The following is a 21664-nucleotide window of genomic DNA, read 5'->3' as shown; positions in this document are numbered from 1 at the left end:
TCGACTGATACATCGCTTTCGCGAGCAAGCCCGCTCCCACATTGGTTTGGTGTTGATGCCTGGATTTCGGGCAACAAAAAGGCCCCCATTTCGGGAGCCTTGATGTTCAGCGATTCGACTTACATGTTCGGGTAAGTCGGGCCGCCAGAGCCTTCCGGCGCCACCCAGGTGATGTTCTGTGCAGGGTCCTTGATGTCGCAGGTCTTGCAGTGAACGCAGTTCTGGGCGTTGATCTGGAAGCGCTTCTCGCCGTCTTCCTGGGTCACCACTTCGTACACGCCGGCCGGGCAGTAACGCTGGGCAGGTTCATCGTACATCGGCAGGTTTTTGGCGATCGGAATGCTCGCGTCGGCCAGCTTCAAGTGGCAAGGCTGCTCTTCTTCGTGGTTGGTACCCGAGATGAACACCGAGCTGAGTTTGTCGAAGCTGATCTTGCCGTCCGGTTTCGGGTAGTCGATCTTCTTGCAGTCGGCCGCCAGTTTCAGGCAAGCGTAATCCGGCTTGGTGTCGTGCAGGGTGAACGGCAGTTTGCCGCCGAAGATGTTCTGGTCGATCCAGTTGAAACCGCCGCCGACGATGGCGCCGAACTTGTGAATCGCCGGGCCGAAGTTGCGGCTGGCGAACAGTTCGTCGTAGAGCCAGCTCTTCTTGAAGGCTTCGACGTAAGTGGTCAGCTCTTGCGTGCCGTCCAGATCGGCGAACAGCGCATCGGCCACTGCGTCAGCGGCGAGCATGCCGGACTTCATCGCGGTGTGGCTGCCTTTGATTTTGGCGAAGTTAAGGGTGCCGAGGTCGCAACCGATCAGCGCGCCGCCCTTGAAGACCATTTTCGGCAACGAGTTCAGGCCGCCTTTGGAGATAGCACGCGCGCCGTAGCTGATGCGCTTGCCGCCTTCCAGGTATTGCTTGAGCACCGGGTGATGCTTGAGGCGCTGGAACTCGTCGAACGGCGACAGGAAGGTGTTGCTGTAGGAAAGATCGACGATCAGGCCGACCACCACCTGGTTGTTTTCCAGGTGATAGAGGAACGAGCCGCCGGTGTTCTCGGTGCCCATGATGTCCAGCGGCCAACCGGCGGTATGGACCACCAGGCCTGGCTGGTGCTTGGCCGGGTCGATTTCCCAGATTTCTTTCAGGCCGATGCCGTAGTGCTGGGCGTCGGCTTCGCTGTCGAGGTTGAAGCGCTTGATCAGTTGCTTGCCGATGTGGCCGCGGCAACCTTCGGCGAACAGCGTGTACTTGGCACGCAGTTCCATGCCCGGGGTGTACAGGCCTTCTTTCGGATTGCCTTCGCGGTCAACGCCCAGATCGCCGGTGATGATCCCGCGAACCACGCCGTTCTCGTCGAACAGCGCTTCCTGGGCGGCGAAGCCCGGGTAGATTTCCACACCCAGGTTCTCGGCCTGCTGAGCCAGCCAGCGGCACAGATTGCCCAGGGAGATGATGTAGTTGCCTTCGTTGTGCATGGTCTTGGGCACAAAGAGGTCAGGAATCTTCTGCGCGCTGTCGGCGTTTTTCAGAACGAAGATGTCATCGCGTGTGACTGGCGTATTCAGCGGCGCGCCGAGTTCTTTCCAGTCCGGGAACAGTTCGTTCAGGGCGCGTGGTTCGAACACGGCACCGGACAGGATGTGAGCACCGACTTCGGAGCCTTTTTCGACCACGCAGACGCTGATTTCCTTACCGGCTTCGGCGGCCTTCTGCTTCAAACGGCAGGCGGCGGACAGGCCAGCGGGGCCGGCACCGACGATGACCACGTCGAATTCCATGTATTCGCGTTCCACAGGCTATCTCCTACTCAAGGCTCAACAGTTTTTTTCTAATTGGAGGTTTGGCGTTGCATCCATTATTTCCTCCGGCAACGGCCGAAAGGGACAATGGATGACCCACCTTTCTCTCTAGGTGGCGCATTATATCTACACCACTCCTAGCGTCCAATACAAACGTTTGTTTGAATTGGCTCAAAGCCAGATAAATCAAAGTCACCGCGGCTTATGAGTGGCCATTTTGCCGTATTGACCGGAATAGGCGTTCCGGTCAAGATACGGGCGGTTTTGCGCTCGCCGTAGGCTGACTGTTGGTTTCAAGAGCACCTCTAAAGACAGGGCGATGGCAGTACAAGGTGACGCGCGGCGCAGGTTTTTCGCGCAGTTTACACGCCACGATAATGAATGACTCGTCAGTCACCACTGACGAACGGTTATCCGCCTCGTGAGCAAGGTTCACCCTTTACACCTGCCAGCGTTTTTAGAGGTGCCCTTGCGCCGATGAGCATCAACCGCCAGGTTCGCCTAGGCGACTTTCTTTTCACCGGAGAGTAACGAGGAATCCATGAAGGTTCTTGTAGCTGTCAAACGCGTTGTGGATTACAACGTCAAGGTTCGTGTCAAGGCGGACAATTCCGGCGTCGACCTCGCTAACGTCAAGATGTCGATGAACCCATTCTGCGAAATCGCAGTGGAAGAAGCCGTACGTCTGAAAGAGAAAGGCGTTGCGACTGAAATCGTCGTCGTCTCCATCGGCCCGTCCACCGCTCAAGAGCAACTGCGCACCGCGCTGGCTCTGGGTGCCGACCGCGCCATCCTCGTCGAATCCGCTGAAGATCTGACTTCCCTGGCGGTTGCCAAGTTGTTGAAAGCTGTTGTCGACAAGGAACAGCCTCAGCTGGTGATCCTTGGCAAACAAGCCATCGACAGCGACAACAACCAGACTGGCCAGATGCTCGCTGCATTGAGCGGCTACGGTCAGGGTACGTTCGCTTCGAAAGTCGAAGTGTCGGGCGACAGCGTTGCCGTGACCCGTGAAATCGACGGCGGCGCGCAGACGGTTTCCCTGAAACTGCCGGCCATTGTCACCACCGACCTGCGTTTGAACGAGCCGCGCTACGCGTCTCTGCCAAACATCATGAAAGCCAAGAAGAAGCCTCTCGAAGTGCTGACTCCGGACGCTTTGGGCGTTTCCACCGCCTCCACCAACAAGACCCTGAAAGTCGAAGCGCCGGCGGCACGCAGCGCGGGTATCAAGGTCAAGTCGGTGGCTGAACTGGTTGAAAAACTCAAGAACGAAGCGAAGGTAATCTAAATGACTATCTTGGTTATTGCTGAACACGACAACAAAGTACTGGCTCCGGCCACGCTGAACACCGTGGCTGCTGCCGTCAAAATCGGCGGTGATATCCACGTTCTGGTTGCAGGTCAGGGCGCTGGCGCCGTGGCTGACGCCGCTGCGAAAATCGCGGGTGTGGCCAAAGTGCTGGTGGCCGACAACGCCGCTTACGCTCATCAACTGCCGGAAAACGTCGCGCCGCTGGTAGCCGAGTTGGGCAAGGGCTACAGCCACATCCTGGCTGCTGCGACTTCCAACGGTAAAAACATCCTGCCGCGCGTTGCCGCTCAGCTGGACGTTGACCAGATCTCCGAGATCATCTCGGTCGAAAGCGCTGACACCTTCAAGCGTCCGATCTACGCCGGTAACGCCATTGCTACCGTACAGTCCAACGCTGCGGTCAAAGTGATCACCGTGCGTGCCACCGGTTTCGACCCGGTTGCCGCTGAAGGTGGTTCGGCGGCTGTTGAAGCCGTTGCCGCTGCTCACGACGCGGGCACTTCGAGCTTCGTTGGCGAAGAACTGGCCAAGTCCGATCGTCCGGAACTGACCGCTGCCAAAATCGTCGTTTCCGGCGGTCGCGGCATGCAGAATGGCGACAACTTCAAGCACCTGTACGCCCTGGCCGACAAGCTGGGCGCTGCCGTCGGCGCTTCCCGCGCCGCGGTCGACGCAGGTTTTGTACCCAACGACATGCAGGTCGGTCAGACCGGCAAGATCGTTGCTCCACAGCTGTACATTGCGGTCGGTATTTCCGGCGCGATCCAGCACCTGGCCGGCATGAAAGACTCCAAAGTGATCGTTGCGATCAACAAGGACGAAGAAGCGCCGATCTTCCAGGTGGCCGATTACGGCCTGGTGGCGGATTTGTTCGAAGCCATCCCCGAGTTCGAGAAGCTGGTCTAATCCGGCGGCTTGACTTATAAAGAGCCCGACCTTTTGGTCGGGCTTTTTTTTGTTCTTTGAGGGGTGTTTCGCCATGGATTTACGCCGCGTGTGTGGCTGGTCATTACTGCTGGGGCTGACGCTGTTGCCGGGGCTATCCATAGCCACGGGCAAATGTGAGCGCCTGGTGGTGACCGGCAGCCCGGACGCGCCGCCGTATCTGTGGCAAGACCCGCAAAACCCCAAGTACCTGATAGGCGCCAGCGCCGACCTGTTGCAGCAAGTGGCGGGGGAGTTGGGCATCAAGGTCGAACTGCTTTACGCCGGCAAACGCTCCCAGGCCCTGGACGAAGTGCGCAGCGGGCGCATGGACATGCTGGCCGATGCGCCGTTGACGGTCAGTGAGCTGGAAAATCTGGATTACATCCATCCACCGCTGCTGGAGAACGATTACCTGGTCTGGACTCGCAACGATTCGTTACTGGTCTACAACGAAGCGCAGGACCTTCACGGTCATCCCGGCGCCTTGTCGGAAAAGGCTCGAGTAACAACGTCATTTAGCACTTTCGCCGAGCAGCAATTGACCCTGGTGCGCACGCCCAATCTGACCCAGGCCTTTCAGAAGTTGCTGCTGAACGAGGTGGAATTTGTCCTCGCCGGACGCTACTCGGGCATGGCCCTGGTGCAAACGCTGGGGATGGCCGATGACTTGATGGCCCACCCACACCCCATCGACAAACCGGGCCTGTATCTTGCGGTTTCCCATAACTCTGCCTGCAACGATCCTTGGTTGCGCGGACAGCTGGCTAAAAAGATGACAGAATTGCCCGCGTCCGGACTGACGGAAGCTGCGCTGCTGCGCAATATCGAGCGTTGGAAAGCGCAACGCTCACAACCGCAGCCACAACCTGTCAGTACCCCAAAACAGTAGGGATTTTTAGTGAGTATTCGACCTCTTTTCGCTGCCCTGGCCGTTCTGGCTCTGGCGGGTTGTGCAGCCGATCCGGCGCCGAATGAACAAATACGCCTGACCGAACAGGCTCTTGAACAAGCGAAGGCCGTGGGTGCTACCGCCGACGAAGTGCCAGAGCTGAAACTGGCTGAAGACAAGTTCAAGCGTGCCAAGGGCAACATGGCCGACCAGTCCTTCAAGAATGCGCGCATGCGGGCCGAGCAGGCCGAGCTGGACGCGCGTCTGGCCGAAGCCCGGGTTCTGACCCTCAAGAGTGAGGAGCAGTTGAACGTGCTCAATACCCGCATCACTCGTCTGCGCAAGCAACTGGGAGATGCCCAATGAGCCTGAAAACCAAAGCACTCGGCGGCTTGATCCTGGCCGGTTGCGCAAGTCTTTATGGTTGTGCTGGTCAACACAGCGAAGCCGCAATCCAGCAGGCCGGCACTGACTTTCAGAAGGTCAAGGAAGACTCCAATGTGCTGCGCATTGCGCCCAAAGACGTGATCCGTGCCGGTGAGTCGCTGGCACGAGCCGATCGTCTGTCCAGCTACTGGGGCAGCGGTTCGGACGTTGTGCATTACGCCTACCTGAGCCGGCGCTACAGCGAAATCGCCCGGGAACACACCAATCAAGTGCTCAACGAGGAACGCGCGGCGAAGCTCGAACTCGAGCGTCAGCGCCTGCAACTGGCCCTGCGTGAGTCCAAGTTGCTCAGCGTGCAGCAACAGGGCAAGTGGCTTGAAGAGCAGATCGTGGCGTTGGCGACTACCCAAACCGACCGTGGTCTGGTGATGACTCTGGGCGATGTGCTGTTCGATACCGGTGAAGCAGAGCTGAAAAGCTCGGCAAACCGCGTGGTGCTGAAGATCGTCCAGTTCCTGCAGCTCAACCCCAAACGGGTGGTGCGGATCGAAGGCTATACCGACAGCACTGGCGGTAAACAGGAAAACCTCAAGCTGTCCCGCGACCGTGCGCAATCGGTGGCGGATGTGCTGATGGACCTGGGCATCGACGACAAACGTATCAAAGTCGAAGGCTACGGCGATGAGTACCCGGTGGACGTAAACGCCTCAGAACGTGGACGTGCACAGAACCGTCGGGTGGAAATTGTGTTCTCCGACGAAAAAGGCCAGCTCGGCGCCGCTCGCTAAGGGCTGCGTTACTGGAAAACCCGGCCTGTCAGCAGTGCCGGGTTTTTTTGTGCCTGCCAATCAGCGCAATACTCTCCATAAAACAGTACAGTTTTTGCTGACAATGCACTGTACGGTCGACTATTGTGACAACTGTCCCAGTACACTTCCAAACTGTTCCGGTATTGTTTCACACAAGAATAAAATGCCCGTGAAATCGAGTGCTGCGTCATGACCAATCTCTTGCTCTACCAACGTATTGCTCAGCAACTGGCCGAAGACATCCGCCGCGGTGTTTATCAACCGGGGGAGCGCGTGCCTTCGGTGCGCAAGATGAGCTCGCAGCTCAACGTCAGCCATGCAACGGTGTTGCAGGCCTACGCCAACCTTGAAGATCAGGGGCTGATTCGTGCCCGGCCGCAATCCGGTTACTACGTGCACCAGACGCCGGCGCTCACGGCGCCAACCCCGGATATCGCCCGGGTCGAGCGACCTGGCCTTGTCACGCGCAGCAGCATCATTCAGCAAGTCCTGGTCGAATCCCGCCGCGAAGGCGTCTTCCCGTTGGGCGCCGCCGTACCGAGCGTTGACTATCTGCCGGTGCGGGCGCTGCATCAGCAACTGGCCAAAGTCACCCGTTTCCATAGCCCCCGGGCGTTCAGCTACATGTTCAGCCCCGGTTTCGAGCCGTTGCGTCGGCAAGTGGCGATCCGCATGCGCGACGCCGGCGTGGTGGTCGACCCGTCGGAAGTGGTGATCACCCACGGCTGCGTCGATGCGTTGCAGATGTCTCTGCGCGTATTGACCCGGCCGGGCGATCTGATCGCGGCCGAGTCGCCGACCTATTACGGTTTGCTGCAACTGGCCGACCTGCTGGGGCTGAAAGTCATCGAGATCCCCAGCGATCCAGCCACCGGCATGAGCCTCGAAGCCCTGCAATTGGCGGCCAACCAGTGGTCGATCAAGGCGCTGGTGCTGACCACGCGCCTGAGCAATCCCTTGGGCGGCACCATGCCCGAAGAGCGGCAGAAACAATTGCTGCGCCTGGCCTCGGATTTCGATATCCAGGTCGTCGAAGACGATATTTACGGCGAACTGATGTTCGAGCAGGGTCGCACCAAATCGCTCAAGGCCTACGACCGGCTGGATCGGGTGATCTATTGCTCCAGCTTCTCCAAAACCCTGTCGCCCGGTGTGCGCATCGGCTGGATGATTGCCGGCAAGTACCAGCAGGAAATCCAGCGCTTGCAGACCTTCAGCACCCATTCGGCCTGCAGCGTCACGCAAATGGGCATCGCGGCCTATCTGGAGAACGGCGGTTACGACCGGCATTTGCGCTACATCCGTCAGGAGTACCGCAAGAATCTCAGCGCTTTTCAGCTGGCGGTCCAGCAGTATTTCCCGGAAGGCACGCAGATGACCCGGCCCACCGGCGGCTTCATTCTGTGGGTCAGCCTGCCAGGGCGGGTGAATACGCAGGAACTGCATGTGCGTGCGTTGCAGCAGGGCATCAGCATTGCGCCGGGGTTGATTTTCAGTAATACCGAGCAGTTCAATCACTGCATTCGCCTGAACTGTGGCATCCCCTGGAACCGCGAGGCCGAGCGTGCATTGATGACGTTGGGTTTGCTGGCGACGCAACTTTGTCAGGAGACGGCGAGCGGTTTTTGACCGGCCGGGCAGTTTTGAACTGGCCGCTTGTCTTGTCGTCTCCAACAGGCGAGCATATAACCTTCTGCCGTTCACGCCGTTGGGTCCATGAAGCCGATTTTTCCTGCCGCCTGGTTGTTGATCTGCCTGTTAATGACCTGTCACCCGGAAGGCGTCATGGCGGCTTCCGTTCAGGAAAAACCGACAGCCAGCACCACCGCGAAAAAAGCGGCACCGGTCAAAAAAGCAGCGCCGGCCAAAAAGAAGGCTGCAGCGGTAAAGAAACGTTCCCCCATTGCTTCCAAATCGAAACCGGCCAGTGAAGTCGTGAAAACCAAACTCCCTTCGGCAAGTCTCGACTTGAGCCTGCCCAAGGACATGGTCGAAGAATTGAAGCCGGTCGGCACGGTAACCTTGCCCCGACACGATGCGCTGTTGCCGCAAATGTTCGGTGACAAAAGCAGCCCGTTCCAGCTCAACGGTCGTCTGCTCAGCAACGAAATGCAGTTGCAACTGCGCAATGAAGAGCGTCGGGAAGTTGAAGGCGCGGCGCTGGAATTCGAGTTCAAGCAGTAAATCCCTCCCATTCGTGACCCGCGGACCAGACGCTTTGTCGGAGACTGGTCAGTCACGTTCGTTTGAGCGAAAAAACCAGGGCTCAGGTAATTTTAAACAGTCGTTTTAGCCGTTACTCTGTGCCACGTCCCTTTACCCGTCGCGAGGAGCTTGTCGTCATGAGATGCCGTGAAGGCTGTGGCGCCTGTTGCATTGCCCCTTCCATCAGTTCGCCGATTCCCGGAATGCCCAATGGCAAAGCCGCCGGAGAACGTTGCGTACAGCTGTCTGCCGATAACCTGTGCAGCATTTTCGGCAAGCCGGAACGTCCTGCGGTGTGTTCGGCATTTGAAGCCGATGTCGAGGTCTGCGGAAGCAGCAGCGACGAAGCGATCAAGTTGCTGGGCTGGTGGGAACAAATGACGGCCGCGTGATGTGTTCAACGAACGGAACTTTCAACAATAAGGAATAAGACTATGGGTTCGCTGCATCGTATGGCTGTGCTGTGTGGTTTGACGGTTTTACTGGCCTCCACGGCCCAGGCCGAAGAATGGAAAACCGCCAAGGAAGAACAGGGCATCAAGGTGTCCTTGAGTGAAGTGGCCGGTTCCCAATACAAGGCGTACCGTGGCGTGACCGTCATGAAGACCACCATGGCCAAACTGCGTGCATTGCAGGAAGACGTGCCGGGTGCCTGTGCATGGATTCACGAGTGCAAGACTCAGAAGTTGCTCAAACATGAAGGTAACCAGAGCTGGACCTACACCCAGTTCAATACCCCTTGGCCGGTCACTCCTCGCGACTCCGTATTGCATGTCACCACTGTTGAAGGCGCCGATGGCAGCCTGACCCGCGAGTTGGAAGGGCAGCCCAAGTACGTTCCGGAAGAAAAAGGTTTTGTACGGGTCGCCCAGGTCAAAGGATTCTGGAAGCTCGTGCCTAAAGGCGATCAAGTCGAAGTGACTTATCAGGCCCATACCGAACCCGGGGGCAGCGTGCCGTCGTGGTTGGCCAACAAGTTTGTGGTCGATGCGCCGTTCAACACCCTCAAAGCCCTGAAAGAACGCGCAGAGAAGTAACCGCGTATACTTTTGATAATGCCCGTTCAACAGCGCCCCGATTTGATCGGGGCGTTTGCTTTTTTACCAAGGGCGGGGCTTTATTTTGTTTCTGGATATGCGTTGAACGAAATTTTCACAAAGCCTCCAAGACAATTCACTCGCGTCCCAATGAGTCAGCCCGCAACATTGCACCACGTCTCTTGTCCCACAACGCTACAAGCGACAGTCGGGCCTGCGGGTCAGTAATCAATGGTAATGCCGCGGTTGATCGTGCAACATTTGCGCACCGCGCAAGCCCCGGGGCCGAGGATGGCCAACAGAGGGCGAGACAGCTGATGCCGGTCAGTTAAATCCATGTGGGAGCGGGCTTGCTCGCGAAAGCGGTGTGTCAGACGACATCAATGTCGACTGTGCCGCCGCCTTCGCGAGCAAGCCCGCTCCCACAGGTTAACCGACCAGCCTTAGGCAAGGCGCTGCTGTATTTTTGAAACTTCAACTTCCAATGGGTCCTAAAACGACATGGCAAACCCGGACGCCCTGAGTCAGCAGCGAGCTTCTAGTCGCCTGCTGCAACCGACCGTCAAATCGCATCTGGCCTACACGCTATTGTGTGCCTTGGTCATGATGGTCATGTTCAGCCTGCTGCGCGTGGCGCTGCTGGTCTACAACAGCTCGATGATCCTCGACACACCGGCTTCGACCTTTCTGGAAGCGTTCGCCAACGGCCTGCGTTTCGACTTGCGACTGGTGGTTTACCTCAGCATTCCGCTGGTGCTGGCATTGTTCAGCGCCAGGGCGATGGCCGCCCGGGGGTTTTTCCGGCTGTGGCTGACCGTTGTCTCGAGCATTGCGCTGTTCCTCGGCCTGATGGAGATGGACTTTTACCGCGAGTTCCACCAGCGCCTCAACGGTCTGGTCTTCCAGTACGTGAAAGAAGACCCGAAAACCGTGGTGAGCATGCTCTGGTACGGTTTTCCGGTGGTTCGCTACCTGCTGGCCTGGGCCGTGGGCACGTTGATTCTGACGCTTGCGTTCAAGGGCGCCGACCGCGCCACGCGTCCTCGCGGGCCGTTCAGCGGTGGCAGTATCAGTACGCGGCAGGTCGCTCCGTGGTATGCGCGTGGCGTGGTATTCGTGGTCTGCCTGTTGGTCTGCGTGGTCGCCGCTCGTGGCACTTTGCGTCAAGGCCCGCCGCTGCGTTGGGGTGACGTTTACACCACCGACTCCAACTTCGCCAATCAGTTGGGCCTCAACGGCACGCTGTCGTTGATCGCAGCGGCCAAGAGCCGGCTGTCCGAACATCGCGACAATGTCTGGAAAGCCACACTGCCACAGCCCCTGGCCCAGCAGACCGTGCGCGATTTGTTGTTGACCCCGAGTGACAAGCTGGTCGATCCCGAGACCGCCGCGGTGCGTCGCAATTTCAGCCCCGACACCAACAAGACACTGCCGATCAAGAACGTCGTGGTGATCCTGATGGAAAGCTTCGCCGGTCACTCGGTGGGCGCTCTGGGTCGTCCGGGTGAAATCACGCCGTACTTCGACAAACTGTCGAAAGAAGGCCTGTTGTTCGATCGTTTCTTCTCCAACGGTACCCATACCCACCAGGGCATGTTCGCCACCATGGCCTGCTTCCCGAACTTGCCGGGTTTCGAATACCTGATGCAGACGCCTGAAGGCAGCCACAAACTGTCCGGCCTGCCGCAGTTGCTCAGCGCCCGTGACTACGACGATGTGTACGTCTATAACGGCGACTTCGCCTGGGACAACCAGTCGGGCTTCTTCAGCAACCAGGGCATGACCAACTTCATCGGGCGTAATGACTTCGTCAACCCGGTGTTCTCCGATCCGACCTGGGGCGTGTCCGACCAGGACATGTTCAACCGTGGCCTGGAAGAATTGAAGGCCCGCGATGGCAAGGACAAGAAGCCGTTCTATGCCTTGCTGCAAACGCTGTCCAACCACACGCCGTACGCTTTGCCGACGCCATTGCCGGTGAAGCCTGTGACCGATCGCGGCAGCCTCAACGAACACTTGACCGCCATGCGCTATTCCGACTGGGCGTTGGGTCAATTCTTCGAACAGGCCCGCAAAGAGCCGTATTTCAAGGAAACCCTGTTTGTGGTGGTCGGCGACCACGGTTTTGGCAACGAACAGCAGATCACTGAAATGGACCTGGGTCGTTTCAACGTGCCGATGCTGCTGATTGGGCCGGGCGTCCAGGAAAAATTCGGCCAGGTCGACCATACCGTCGGCACCCAGATCGACATCGTGCCGACCATCATGGGCCGTATTGGTGGAGAGGTGATTCAACAATGCTGGGGGCGCGACTTGCTGAACCTGCCGGAAGGCGACAAGGGTTTTGGCGTGATCAAGCCGTCGGGCAGCGATCAGACGGTTGCATTGCTCACCGGGGATCGCGTGCTGGTACTGCCCAAAGAGATGCCACCGAAGTTGTATCAATATGAACTGGGCGCCAATCCCAAAGGTGAGGTGATCCCGGCATCGGCTGACGAAGCGGCGCTCAAGCAAAAGCTCGAATCGTTCATCCAGACGGCCACCAAAAGCCTCATCGATAACACCGCCGGTGTAGTTGACGGCAAGCCAGACCAATTTTTGGCGCAATAAAAAAGAGGCCCTTCGCAGGGCCTCTTTTTTTGCCGGCAAAACCTTTATATCTTGCCAAGTAGCAGCAGGATCAATAGCACCACCAACACCACGCCGATGATACCTGACGGGCCGTAACCCCAACTTCTGGAGTGTGGGAAGACCGGCAAGCCACCTATCAACAACAGGATAAGAATAACGATAAGAATTGTGCCCATGTCTGTTTCCTTGTTGGAAGCGTTGTGGTTGACCTAGCGTTTTAGCTTTTAGCCATCAGCTGGACTTGTATTAATCCTAGCTGCTTACAAAATCCGACTCATGGATATGAAGAAAAATTCCAGGTTTTTTTAATGTATTTGGCAAGTACGTTTATTTCTTTTACTGCGTCTCAACGTTGAAACAACCGGACCGCGCCGTGGTTCATTGCTGGCCATTCAGCAATCTGATGGAGCGTGGGTCGCGCATTATCCTTCGCTACACTCGGTGCATCTTCCCCGGAACAACAAGGCTGTTTGCTATGCAAAATCGCATGATGATCACTGGCGCGGGCTCAGGCCTGGGTCGCGAAATCGCGCTGCGCTGGGCGCGTGAAGGCTGGCAGCTGGCCTTGTCGGATGTCAGTGAACCCGGCCTGCAAGAAACCCTGAAGCTGGTTCGCGAAGCCGGCGGTGATGGTTTTATTCAGCGTTGTGATGTGCGTGACTACAGCCAACTGACGGCGTTCGCCCAAGCCTGTGAAGAGAAGTTCGGCGGCATCGACGTCATCGTTAACAACGCCGGCGTGGCCTCGGGCGGGTTCTTCAGTGAATTGTCGCTGGAAGACTGGGACTGGCAGATCGCGATCAACCTGATGGGTGTGGTCAAGGGCTGCAAGGCCTTCCTGCCGCTGCTGGAGAAAAGCAAAGGCAAGATCATCAACATCGCCTCGATGGCCGCACTGATGCAAGGTCCGGCCATGAGCAACTACAACGTGGCCAAGGCGGGTGTGGTGGCTTTGTCCGAAAGTCTGTTGATCGAACTGGCCCACGAGGAAGTCAGCGTGCATGTGGTCTGCCCCTCGTTCTTCCAGACCAACTTGCTGGACTCTTTCCGCGGCCCGACTCCGGCCATGAAAGCCCAGGTCGGCAAGTTGCTGGAAAGCTCGCCGATCACCGCCGCCGACATTGCCGATTACATCTATCAGCAGGTCGCTGCCGGCGAATTCCTGATTCTGCCTCACGAACAGGGCCGCATGGCCTGGGCGATCAAACAGAAAGACCCGCAAGAGCTCTACAACGAAATGACCGTGATGGCCGACAAAATGCGCGCCAAGGCCAAACAATCCGCAAGCTGAACTTGCCCGTGCGCAAGACCGTCGTTAGGGTGGCCGCTACCGGTCATCCTCACGAGACATCTGCATGCTCAATTACCTGTGGTTTTTCCTCGCCGCGCTGTTTGAAATCGCTGGCTGCTTCGCCTTCTGGATGTGGTTGCGCCAGGGTAAGAGCGCTTGGTGGATCATCCCGGCGTTGCTCAGCCTGATCTTGTTCGCGGTACTGCTGACCCGGGTCGAAGCTAGCTACGCCGGCCGCGCCTATGCCGCCTACGGTGGCATCTACATCATTGCGTCGATCGGCTGGCTGGCGGTGGTCGAGCGGATTCGTCCGCTGGGCTCGGACTGGATTGGCGTGGCGCTGTGTGTGATCGGGGCCAGCGTCATCCTGTTTGGTCCGCGCTTTTCCGCTTCCTGAAGGATCGGTCCTTCATTCAACCGGTTTGTCGGACACGTCCGTCAGGGCGAAGCCTCCTGGGCTGTAGGGCAAGACTGTTTTGCTGCCGTTGCATTGAAGACCCGCTACGCGCCGGGCATCTTCAAGGGCCGGTAACCCTGAAGGATGAATGCCATGCTTGTACTCAGTCGCGTTGTGGGCGAGTTGATTTCCATTGGTGACAACATTTCCGTGCGGGTTCTCGCCGTCAACGGAAGCAGCGTGCGCTTCGGTGTTGAAGCGCCGCAGCAGGTCAACGTACATCGCGCCGAAGTCTATGAGCGCATCCAGATCCAGCAGGCCAAAGCCAAAGCCCGTTAAGGGCCTCAGTCGAACAGGTGCTTGGGCACGTCGTGCTTGAGCATCAACTGGCATTGCTCGCTTTCCGGATCGAAGACGATCAGCGCCTGGCCCTTGGTCAATGCCTGACGAACACGCAACACGCGGGTTTCCAGCGGTGTGTCATCGCCATTGTCCGTGCCGTCGCGGGTCACGAAATCCTCGATCAGGCGGGTCAGCGTGTCGACTTCAAGTTGGTCGTGGGGGATCAGCATAAGGCACCTCGGCTAAACAATGGCGCGATGCTACGGCGAATGAAGGGTTGCGGCTAGCCTGGGGCTCATGTGGCGCCTGATCTACCGCCTTCGCGGGCAAGCCTCGCTCCTACAGGTATGCGTCGTGCGGGATATTGCGCATGACACAGATCCGTCGGCGTCGTGCGGGATATTGCGCGTGACATAGATCCGTAGGAGCGAGGCTTGCCCGCGAAGGCGATAGACCAGACACCCAATACCTCAAGGAATGAGTCAGCTCTCCGAACGCTGCCCAATCAAGCTATCCACCGACGGCACCCGCGTGTCACTTTCCATCTGCGTCTCGTGTTCGATCTGATGACTGAACCGGTCCAGGGAGCCCTTGGCCGGTTGTGCATCGCTGGCGAACACCGGCGGGCTGAGGATGTAGGCGCCGAGTAGGCGGCTGAGGGCGGCGAGGCTGTCGATGTGGGTGCGCTCGTAACCGTGGGTGGCATCGCAGCCGAAGGCGAGCAGGGCGGTGCGAATGTCGTGGCCGGCAGTGACGGCGGAGTGAGCATCGCTGAAGTAATAGCGGAACAGGTCGCGGCGCGCCGGCAGTTCGTTGTCGCTGGCCAGGCGCAGCAGGTGGCGCGACAAGTGATAGTCATAAGGCCCGCCGGAATCCTGCATCGCCACGCTCACCGCGTGTTCGCTGGAGTGCTGGCCGGGCGCGACCGGCGCGATGTCGATGCCGACGAATTCGCTGACGTCCCAAGGCAGGGCCGCCGCTGCACCGCTGCCGGTTTCTTCGGTGATGGTGAACAGTGGATGGCAGTCGATCATCAGTTCTTCGCCACTGTCGACAATGGCTTTCAGCGCCGCCAGCAGTGCGGCAACGCCGGCCTTGTCGTCGAGGTGACGGGCGCTGATGTGGCCGCTTTCGGTGAACTCCGGCAACGGGTCGAAGGCGACGAAATCGCCGACGCTGATCCCCAGTGAATCGCAATCGGCGCGGGTGGCGCAGTAGGCGTCCAGGCGCAATTCGATGTGATCCCAGCTGATCGGCATTTCATCCACGGCGGTATTGAACGCGTGTCCGGAAGCCATCAACGGCAACACGCTGCCGCGGATCACGCCGTTGTCGGTGAACAGACTGACGCGGCTGCCTTCGGCAAAACGGCTGGACCAGCAACCGACCGGCGCCAGGGTCAGGCGACCGTTGTCCTTGATCGCGCGAACCGCCGCGCCAATGGTGTCCAGGTGGGCGGAGACGGCGCGGTCCGGGCTGTTCTGCTTGCCCTTGAGGGTGGCGCGGATGGTGCCGCGACGGGTCATCTCAAAGGGAATGCCCAACTCTTCGAGACGTTCGGCAACGTAACGCACGATGGTGTCGGTGAACCCGGTGGGGCTGGGAATGGCGAGCATTTCCAGCAGGACTTTTTGCAGGTAATTGAGATCCGGTTCGGGAATTTTGCGGGTCATGGAAACTCCTGATGGGTTGAGAGCATCGATGGTTTCGATGAGGGGGAGGTCTGGTTAGATGTTCAGCGCCTGTGAGGCCGCCTTCGCGAGCAAGCCCGCTCCCACAGGGGGACGCGGTCAAATGTGGGAGCGGGCTTGCTCGCGAAGGCGTCGGTCCGGGCACTCCATAACTAAGGGACCGCCGGCTGACTATGCGGAAACAACAAATCCACAAACCGCTCGGCCGTCGGTTGCGGTTCATGGTTGGCCAGCCCGGCGCGTTCATTGGCTTCGATAAACACATACTCCGGCTGGTCGGCGGCCGGCACCATCAGGTCGAGCCCGACCATCGGGATATCCAGCGCCCGCGCCGCCCGCACTGCCGCATCCACCAAGGTCGGATGCAGAATCGCCGTGACGTCTTCGAGAATTCCGCCGGTATGAAGATTCGCCGTGCGCCGCACGAACAGATGCTCGCCGGCCGGCAGAATGCTGCTGTAGTCATAACCTGCACCCTGCAAGGTGCGCTGGGTCTCATGGTCCAGCGGGATTTTGCTTTCACCGCTGGTTGCCGCCTGACGGCGACGGCTCTGGGCCTCGATCAGCGCACCGATGGAATGCTGACCATCGCCCACCACTTCCGCCGGCCGGCGAATGGCGGCGGCGACCACTTCGAAACCGATCACCAGAATCCGCAAGTCGAGGCCTTCATGGAAGCTTTCCAGCAGCACTCGACTGTCGAAGGTGCGGGCGTTTTCGATGGCTTGCTGGACCTCTTCGATGGTCCGTAAATCGACCGCCACCCCTTGGCCTTGCTCACCGTCCAGCGGTTTGACTACCACCCGTTGATGCTCGTCGAGAAACGCCAGGTTGTCGTCCGCGCTCCCCGCCAGTTGTTGGGCGGGCAGTTTAAGACCGGCGTTTTTCAGCACCTTGTGGGTCAGGCTTTTGTCCTGGCACAACGTCATGCTGATGGCGCTGGTCAGATCGCTCAGGGATTCGCGGCAACGCACCCGACGACTGCCGTGAATCAAGGTAAACAGACCCGCTTGCGCGTCATCCACCTGCACATCAATGCCGCGCCGATGAGCCTCCTCGACGATGATTCGTGCATACGGATTGAACTCGGCTTCGGGGCCTGGGCCGAGAAACAACGGCTGGTTGATGCCGTTTTTGCGCTTGATGGCGAAGGTCGACAAATTGCGAAAACCGAGCTTGGCGTAAAGACTTTTCGCCTGACGGTTGTTGTGCAGCACCGACAGGTCCAGGTAACTCAGACCACGGCTCATGAAGTGTTCGATCAAGTGCCGCACCAACACTTCACCGACGCCTGGACGGGAACATTGCGGATCGACCGCCAGGCACCACAGGCTGCTGCCGTTTTCCGGATCGTTGAACGCCTTGTGATGATTCAGGCCCATGACGCTGCCGATGATGGTGCCGCTGTCCTCATCTTCGGCCAGCCAGTAAACCGGGCCGCCCTGGGGATGAGGCGTCAGCAAATTCGCATCAATGGGCAGCATGCCGCGTGCCTGATACAGCTGATTGACAGCCTGCCAGTCCGCCTCGCTTTGCGCCCGACGGATGCGAAAACCGCGAAACACCCGGGTGGCCTGGCGGTAATCGCTGAACCACAGGCGCAAGGTGTCGGAGGGGTCGAGAAACAACTGCGCAGGCTCCAGCCCCAGCACTTGCTGGGGCGCGGCAACGTACAAGGCAATGTCCCGCTCACCAGGCTGCTCATTGAGCAACTCTTGGGCAAGGCTCGCCGCATCGGGAAAGGTATGGCCGATCAGCAACCGGCCCCAACCGCAATGCACCGCAATTGGCGCGGCGCCCAATTCACTGCCGTCTTCGGCCAGGCGCGCCTGCAAGCGTTCGTAAGAGGGCGTCTGACCGCGCAACAAGCGTTGGCTATAAGCCGTGGCGTGAGGTTTCATCGATCAGATTCCTTGTTCACTGAGCCACAGGTTCAGGGCTGCCAATTGCCACAGCTTGGAGCCGCGCAACGGGGTCAGTTGACCTTGTGGATCGGTCAGCAGGCGGTCGAGCATGGCGGGGTTGAACAGGCCACGATCCTGACTCGGATCGAGCAGCAGTTCACGCACCCAGTTCAGCGTGTCGCCCTGCAAATGCTTGAGGCCGGGGACCGGGAAGTAACCTTTTTTGCGGTCGATCACTTCACTCGGAATGACCAGCCGCGCCGCTTCTTTCAAGACTTGCTTACCGCCATCCGGCAGCTTGAATTTGCCCGGCACCCGCGCCGACAATTCCACCAGGCGATAGTCGAGAAACGGCGTACGCGCTTCCAGGCCCCAGGCCATGGTCATGTTGTCGACGCGTTTGACCGGGTCATCCACCAGCATCACGGTGCTGTCCAGGCGCAGGGCTTTGTCTACGGCTGCGTCGGCACCGGGCTGGGCGAAATGTTCCTTCACGAAGTCGCCGGCCGCGTCGTTGGCCGTCAGCCATTTCGGCTGCACCGTGGCGGCGTAGTCGGCATAGCTGCGGTCGAAAAACGCATCGCGATAGGCCGCGTACGGATCGCTCGCACCGTCCACCTGTGGATACCAGTGATACCCGGCGAACAACTCGTCCGCGCCCTGGCCGCTTTGCACCACCTTGCAGTGCTTGGCCACTTCGCGAGACAGCAAATAGAACGCGATGCAGTCATGGCTGACCATCGGCTCGCTCATGGCGCGGAACGCCGCGGGCAGTTGCTCGATGATCTCTTTTTCGTCGATGCGCAGTTGGTGATGGTGTGTGCCGTAGTGCTTGGCGATCAGGTCCGAATACTGGAACTCGTCACCACGCTCGCCGCCGGCATCCTGGAAACCGATGGAAAAGGTCGACAAGTCTTCGACCCCGACTTCACGCAACAGGCCCACCAATAGACTCGAATCGACGCCGCCGGAAAGCAACACGCCAACGTCCACCGCCGCCCGTTGACGGATCGCCACTGCATCACGGGTGCTGTCGAGCACGCGATCGCGCCAGTCTTCGAGGGTCAGGTTCAGTTCGTCGGCATTTGGGCCGTAGGGCAGGGTCCACCAGGTTTTCTGCTCGGTGGTGCCGTCCGCTTCGATGCGCATCCAGCTCGCCGGGGGCAGTTTCTCGATGCCCGCCAGCAAGGTGCGTGGAGCCGGAACCACCGCATGGAAGTTCAGATAATGATTGAGCGCCACCGGATCGAGAATCGGGTTGATGTCGCCGCCCTTGAGCAAGGCCGGCAGGGCCGAGGCAAAGCGCAGGCGTTGGCCGGTGCGCGAGAGGTACAACGGCTTCACGCCGAGACGGTCGCGGGCGATGAATAGGCGCTTGGCATCGCGCTCCCAAATGGCGAAGGCGAACATGCCATTGAGTTTGGGCAACAGGGCTTCGCCCCAGGCGTGATACCCCTTGAGCAGCACTTCGGTGTCGCCGCCGGAATAGAAGGCGTAACCGAGGCTTTCAAGCTCAGTGCGCAGTTCCGGGAAGTTGTAGATCGCGCCGTTGAAGGCCAGGGACAGGCCCAGTTGGTTGTCGATCATCGGCTGGGCCGAGCCGTCCGACAGGTCCATGATTTTCAGGCGCCGATGGCCGAGGGCAATCGGCCCCTGGCTGTGGAAGCCCCACGCATCAGGGCCACGAGGGGCCAGGTGATGGGTGATTCGTTCGATGGCTGCGAGGTCCGCAGGTTGATGGTCGAAACGTAATTCTCCAGCTAATCCGCACATAAGTCCTTACCGGTTTTTCCGTTGGGGAGGGTCAATCGATACCCGCCAAAAACGGCGGGTACTCAGAAACTGACCCACGTGAATCCCTGGAGTTTTAGACCGATAAGTTATAAGGCTGTGGGTCAGGCTTTTCCGCGGATCAATTGGCGCAAGGCAAAACGGTTGGGATGGCAGGCTTCGGCGACTGTTCTAGGCAGCGGCAACGGCTCGTTTTCAAGCCATGCCGCCAACAGCTCGCCAGACAACGGCGCGGTGATCAAACCGCGAGAGCCGTGACCGCTGTTGACGTAAAACCCCTCGAGCCATGGGCAGGGCACATCGGGCACTTGCCGGGCATCTTTGCTCAGTGCGGCATAGGCCTCGGCGAAGGCCGCCTGGTCGGCCAATGGTCCGACGATCGGCAGATAGTCGGGGCTGGTACAGCGGAATGCCGCGCGTCCTTCCAGTTGCTGCGGTTCCAGGTCTGGAACATGCAGACGGGCGACCAGGTCAGTGGAGATTTCCTCGAGCAATGCCAGGTTGCCAAGGTGTTCGGCGACGGTCGGGGTCAGCTCATCGCTTTTGAAATCGAAGCTGGCGCCGAGGGTGTGTTCGCCCAGGCGTGCGGGCGCCACATAGCCTTCGGCGCAGACGACGGTCGCCAGGCGCTGGCTTTCAGAGGTTTGTGCCAGTCGGGTGATCTGGCCGCGAATGCGTTTGAGGGGCAGGTCGGCGCTGTGGGGAAAACGCTTGATCTCGGCGGCGCCGGCCAGAATCACCACCGGCGCACTGGCCAGTAATACATCGCCGTCCCAGGCCTGCCACTGATCATCGACCTTGCGCAGTTCCAGCACGTCGCGATGGGGCAGCCACTGGATGTTCGTTGAGGACGCCTGCCACTGGCACAACGCGGGTGGATGAACCCAGCCGCCTTCAGGGTAGAACAAGCCGCCGTGGGCCAATTCGATGCCGGCCCGGGCTTGGGCCTGGGGTTGATCGAGCAGGTGCACCAGGCTCGGTGAAAAGGCCGTTGCCAATTGCGCCTGACGCTCGGCTTCCTTGGCATTGAAGGCCAGTTGCAAGACTCCGCAATCGTCCCAGTCGACGCCACGCTGCAGTTGTTCCAGCAGACGTCGGGTGTAACCAAAACCGCTGACGATCAATTGCGACAACGCCGTGCCGTGAGCAGAAAGCTTGAGGTACAGCACGCCCTGAGGATTGCCTGAGGCTTCCTGCGCCAGTGCTTCGTGGCGGTCCAGCAGGCTCACTTGCCAACCCCGCGCGGCCAGGCTGGCGGCACTGGCGCAACCGGCCAGCCCGGCACCGATCACCAAGGCGCGGCGTTCGCCGGTCAGCGGCTGTGGGCGAGCGAACCAGGGTTTTGCCGAGGTCGGTTTAGCGGCCTCTTCGGGCCAACCGAGGAACGTGCCCCGCAGAATTTCCCATTTATGGCCGATGCCCGGCGTGCGCTTCATCTTGAAACCCGCCGCATTCAGCAAACGGCGTACCCAGCCGGTGCTGGTAAAGGTGCTGATGGTCGAGCCGGGTGCCGCCAGGCGCGCCAGTTCGGCAAACAATTCGGCGGTCCACATGTCGGGGTTTTTCGCCGGGGCGAAACCGTCGAGAAACCAGGCGTCGATTTGCGCATCCAGTTGCGGCAACTGCTCAAGTGCATCGCCGATCAGCAAGGTCAGGGTGACGCGGCCGTTGTCCAGCACCAGACGCTGAAAGCCCTGATGGATCGCGACGTATTGCGCCAGCAATTGATCGGCAAACGGCTTGAGTTCCGGCCATAGCGCCAGGGCCCGTTGCAGATCGGGAGCGCTCAGCGGGTACTTTTCGACACTGACAAAATGCAGCCGCGCACCGGCCGCCGCGTGCTGTTCGAACAACTGCCAGGCACAGAGAAAATTCAGCCCGGTCCCGAACCCGGTTTCGCCAATCACCAATCGACCGCTTGCCGGCAATGCGGCGAAACGCTCGTGCAAATCGTTTTGCTGCAGAAACACGTAGCGGGTTTCTTCAAGGCCCGACTGGTCGGAAAAATACACATCATCGAACACCCGCGAACGCGGGCGACCTTGGTCGTCCCAGTCGAGCTGGGCGTGGGGCAATACAGGTTTCATGGCAGGCTCGGCAACGACAAGGTGGCCATTCTAGCCGATCGCTGCCGCAGTGCTTGATCCAAAATCCTGTAGGAGCGAGGCTTGCCCGCGAAGAACGATGACGCGTAATACCTGAAAAACCGCGGTGAATTCTTCGCGGGCAAGCCTCGCTCCTACAGGTTGTGCGGCCCC

Annotated in this window: 20 protein-coding genes; 13 read left to right on the top strand and 7 right to left on the bottom strand. The window is 59.3% G+C overall.

All coding sequences use genetic code 11. From position 1 onward, the window contains the following. Nucleotides 1-119 precede the first annotated feature (119 nt). Nucleotides 120-1784: an electron transfer flavoprotein-ubiquinone oxidoreductase gene (locus KW837_RS18045; RefSeq protein ID WP_218397661.1), complete on the bottom strand. Its 1665-nt coding sequence runs from the start codon at nt 1782-1784 to the stop codon at nt 120-122. 547 nt (nt 1785-2331) lie between these two features. On the opposite strand from KW837_RS18045, the gene KW837_RS18040 reads away from it, so the two are divergent. From KW837_RS18040 to KW837_RS17995, 10 genes are all read left to right on the top strand, one after another. Continuing rightward, complete coding sequence (locus tag KW837_RS18040; RefSeq protein WP_003226982.1) at nt 2332-3081, top strand: electron transfer flavoprotein subunit beta/FixA family protein; 750 nt, start codon at nt 2332-2334, stop codon at nt 3079-3081. Further along, nucleotides 3082-4011 carry an electron transfer flavoprotein subunit alpha/FixB family protein gene (locus KW837_RS18035; protein WP_218397658.1) on the top strand — a complete coding sequence of 310 codons (930 nt, stop codon included), beginning with the start codon at nt 3082-3084 and terminating at the stop codon, nt 4009-4011. It abuts the gene before it with no gap. A gap of 73 nt (nt 4012-4084) precedes the next feature. After that, on the top strand, nt 4085-4921 hold the full coding sequence (locus tag KW837_RS18030; protein ID WP_218397655.1) for an ABC transporter substrate-binding protein: 837 nt from the start codon (nt 4085-4087) through the stop codon (nt 4919-4921). A 9-nt stretch (nt 4922-4930) separates the two neighbouring features. Further along, entirely contained in the window at nt 4931-5287 is a 357-nt protein-coding gene (locus KW837_RS18025) for a DUF4398 domain-containing protein (RefSeq protein ID WP_008073146.1), read from the top strand. Further along, a complete protein-coding gene (locus tag KW837_RS18020; protein WP_007903897.1) occupies nt 5284-6096 on the top strand; it encodes an OmpA family protein in 813 nt (270 codons plus the stop codon). The genes KW837_RS18025 and KW837_RS18020 overlap by 4 nt, the downstream gene beginning before the upstream one ends. Before the next feature lie 210 nt (nt 6097-6306). Continuing rightward, entirely contained in the window at nt 6307-7746 is a 1440-nt protein-coding gene (locus KW837_RS18015; protein ID WP_007903895.1) for a PLP-dependent aminotransferase family protein, read from the top strand. A gap of 87 nt (nt 7747-7833) precedes the next feature. Beyond that, complete coding sequence (locus KW837_RS18010; protein ID WP_218397653.1) at nt 7834-8301, top strand: translation initiation factor 2; 468 nt, start codon at nt 7834-7836, stop codon at nt 8299-8301. Nucleotides 8302-8459: 158 nt separating this feature from the next. Then, entirely contained in the window at nt 8460-8714 is a 255-nt protein-coding gene (locus tag KW837_RS18005; RefSeq protein ID WP_019582607.1) for a YkgJ family cysteine cluster protein, read from the top strand. A gap of 42 nt (nt 8715-8756) precedes the next feature. Beyond that, nucleotides 8757-9359 carry an START domain-containing protein gene (locus KW837_RS18000; protein WP_218397651.1) on the top strand — a complete coding sequence of 201 codons (603 nt, stop codon included), beginning with the start codon at nt 8757-8759 and terminating at the stop codon, nt 9357-9359. Between the two features lie 501 nt (nt 9360-9860). Next, nucleotides 9861-11969 (top strand): LTA synthase family protein, encoded by a 2109-nt coding sequence (locus tag KW837_RS17995; RefSeq protein WP_218397649.1) that lies wholly within the window; start codon nt 9861-9863, stop codon nt 11967-11969. Nucleotides 11970-12013: 44 nt separating this feature from the next. On the opposite strand, the gene KW837_RS17990 is transcribed toward KW837_RS17995, so the two are convergent. Further along, the gene (locus KW837_RS17990; RefSeq protein WP_008012020.1) at nt 12014-12166 is read right to left on the bottom strand and encodes a DUF3309 family protein; all 153 of its coding nucleotides are present in this window, start codon (nt 12164-12166) and stop codon (nt 12014-12016) included. A 299-nt stretch (nt 12167-12465) separates the two neighbouring features. Here KW837_RS17990 and KW837_RS17985 point away from each other — a divergent pair, with 299 nt between their 5' ends. The 3 genes from KW837_RS17985 (at nt 12466) to csrA (ending at nt 14017) form a co-directional block, all read left to right on the top strand. Beyond that, nucleotides 12466-13281, top strand: a complete 816-nt coding sequence (locus KW837_RS17985; protein ID WP_218397646.1) for an SDR family oxidoreductase — start codon at nt 12466-12468, stop codon at nt 13279-13281. Between the two features lie 64 nt (nt 13282-13345). Beyond that, nucleotides 13346-13678, top strand: coding sequence for a YnfA family protein (locus KW837_RS17980; protein ID WP_063341152.1), 333 nt, complete (start codon nt 13346-13348; stop codon nt 13676-13678). A 153-nt stretch (nt 13679-13831) separates the two neighbouring features. Beyond that, nucleotides 13832-14017 carry a carbon storage regulator CsrA gene (gene csrA / locus KW837_RS17975; protein ID WP_123494546.1) on the top strand — a complete coding sequence of 62 codons (186 nt, stop codon included), beginning with the start codon at nt 13832-13834 and terminating at the stop codon, nt 14015-14017. A 5-nt stretch (nt 14018-14022) separates the two neighbouring features. Here the strand turns inward: csrA and KW837_RS17970 are convergent, their stop codons facing one another. The 5 genes from KW837_RS17970 to mnmC all read right to left on the bottom strand — a co-directional run bounded on the left by KW837_RS17970 (nt 14023) and on the right by mnmC (nt 21493). Continuing rightward, entirely contained in the window at nt 14023-14250 is a 228-nt protein-coding gene (locus KW837_RS17970) for a YheU family protein (RefSeq protein ID WP_003199186.1), read from the bottom strand. A gap of 252 nt (nt 14251-14502) precedes the next feature. Further along, nucleotides 14503-15693 (bottom strand): osmoprotectant NAGGN system M42 family peptidase, encoded by a 1191-nt coding sequence (locus tag KW837_RS17965; protein ID WP_218397642.1) that lies wholly within the window; start codon nt 15691-15693, stop codon nt 14503-14505. A gap of 170 nt (nt 15694-15863) precedes the next feature. After that, nucleotides 15864-17612 (bottom strand): N-acetylglutaminylglutamine synthetase, encoded by a 1749-nt coding sequence (ngg, locus tag KW837_RS17960; RefSeq protein ID WP_218397638.1) that lies wholly within the window; start codon nt 17610-17612, stop codon nt 15864-15866. Nucleotides 17613-17615: 3 nt separating this feature from the next. Beyond that, nucleotides 17616-19388 carry an N-acetylglutaminylglutamine amidotransferase gene (locus KW837_RS17955; protein ID WP_218397636.1) on the bottom strand — a complete coding sequence of 591 codons (1773 nt, stop codon included), beginning with the start codon at nt 19386-19388 and terminating at the stop codon, nt 17616-17618. A 122-nt stretch (nt 19389-19510) separates the two neighbouring features. Continuing rightward, nucleotides 19511-21493 carry a bifunctional tRNA (5-methylaminomethyl-2-thiouridine)(34)-methyltransferase MnmD/FAD-dependent 5-carboxymethylaminomethyl-2-thiouridine(34) oxidoreductase MnmC gene (gene mnmC / locus KW837_RS17950; RefSeq protein WP_218397634.1) on the bottom strand — a complete coding sequence of 661 codons (1983 nt, stop codon included), beginning with the start codon at nt 21491-21493 and terminating at the stop codon, nt 19511-19513. Nucleotides 21494-21664: the final 171 nt, after the last annotated feature.

Source organism: Pseudomonas sp. PDM24, assembly GCF_019218905.1.
Taxonomy (GTDB): domain Bacteria; phylum Pseudomonadota; class Gammaproteobacteria; order Pseudomonadales; family Pseudomonadaceae; genus Aquipseudomonas.
Note: the sequence above shows the minus strand (reverse complement) of the source record. Positions and strands in the feature narration are given on the sequence as shown.

Bases quoted from the DNA above. Each gene is read 5' to 3' on its own strand.
- KW837_RS18040 (WP_003226982.1), top strand. From the start codon at position 2,332: ATGAAGGTTCTTGTAGCTGTCAAACGCGTTGTGGATTACAACGTCAAG.
- KW837_RS18035 (WP_218397658.1), top strand. From the start codon at position 3,082: ATGACTATCTTGGTTATTGCTGAACACGACAACAAAGTACTGGCTCCG.
- KW837_RS18030 (WP_218397655.1), top strand. From the start codon at position 4,085: ATGGATTTACGCCGCGTGTGTGGCTGGTCATTACTGCTGGGGCTGACG.
- KW837_RS18020 (WP_007903897.1), top strand. From the start codon at position 5,284: ATGAGCCTGAAAACCAAAGCACTCGGCGGCTTGATCCTGGCCGGTTGC.
- KW837_RS18015 (WP_007903895.1), top strand. From the start codon at position 6,307: ATGACCAATCTCTTGCTCTACCAACGTATTGCTCAGCAACTGGCCGAA.
- KW837_RS18010 (WP_218397653.1), top strand. From the start codon at position 7,834: ATGAAGCCGATTTTTCCTGCCGCCTGGTTGTTGATCTGCCTGTTAATG.
- KW837_RS18005 (WP_019582607.1), top strand. From the start codon at position 8,460: ATGAGATGCCGTGAAGGCTGTGGCGCCTGTTGCATTGCCCCTTCCATC.
- KW837_RS18000 (WP_218397651.1), top strand. From the start codon at position 8,757: ATGGGTTCGCTGCATCGTATGGCTGTGCTGTGTGGTTTGACGGTTTTA.
- KW837_RS17995 (WP_218397649.1), top strand. From the start codon at position 9,861: ATGGCAAACCCGGACGCCCTGAGTCAGCAGCGAGCTTCTAGTCGCCTG.
- KW837_RS17990 (WP_008012020.1), bottom strand. From the start codon at position 12,166: ATGGGCACAATTCTTATCGTTATTCTTATCCTGTTGTTGATAGGTGGC.
- KW837_RS17985 (WP_218397646.1), top strand. From the start codon at position 12,466: ATGCAAAATCGCATGATGATCACTGGCGCGGGCTCAGGCCTGGGTCGC.
- KW837_RS17980 (WP_063341152.1), top strand. From the start codon at position 13,346: ATGCTCAATTACCTGTGGTTTTTCCTCGCCGCGCTGTTTGAAATCGCT.
- csrA (WP_123494546.1), top strand. From the start codon at position 13,832: ATGCTTGTACTCAGTCGCGTTGTGGGCGAGTTGATTTCCATTGGTGAC.
- KW837_RS17970 (WP_003199186.1), bottom strand. From the start codon at position 14,250: ATGCTGATCCCCCACGACCAACTTGAAGTCGACACGCTGACCCGCCTG.
- KW837_RS17965 (WP_218397642.1), bottom strand. From the start codon at position 15,693: ATGACCCGCAAAATTCCCGAACCGGATCTCAATTACCTGCAAAAAGTC.
- ngg (WP_218397638.1), bottom strand. From the start codon at position 17,612: ATGAAACCTCACGCCACGGCTTATAGCCAACGCTTGTTGCGCGGTCAG.
- KW837_RS17955 (WP_218397636.1), bottom strand. From the start codon at position 19,388: ATGTGCGGATTAGCTGGAGAATTACGTTTCGACCATCAACCTGCGGAC.
- mnmC (WP_218397634.1), bottom strand. From the start codon at position 21,493: ATGAAACCTGTATTGCCCCACGCCCAGCTCGACTGGGACGACCAAGGT.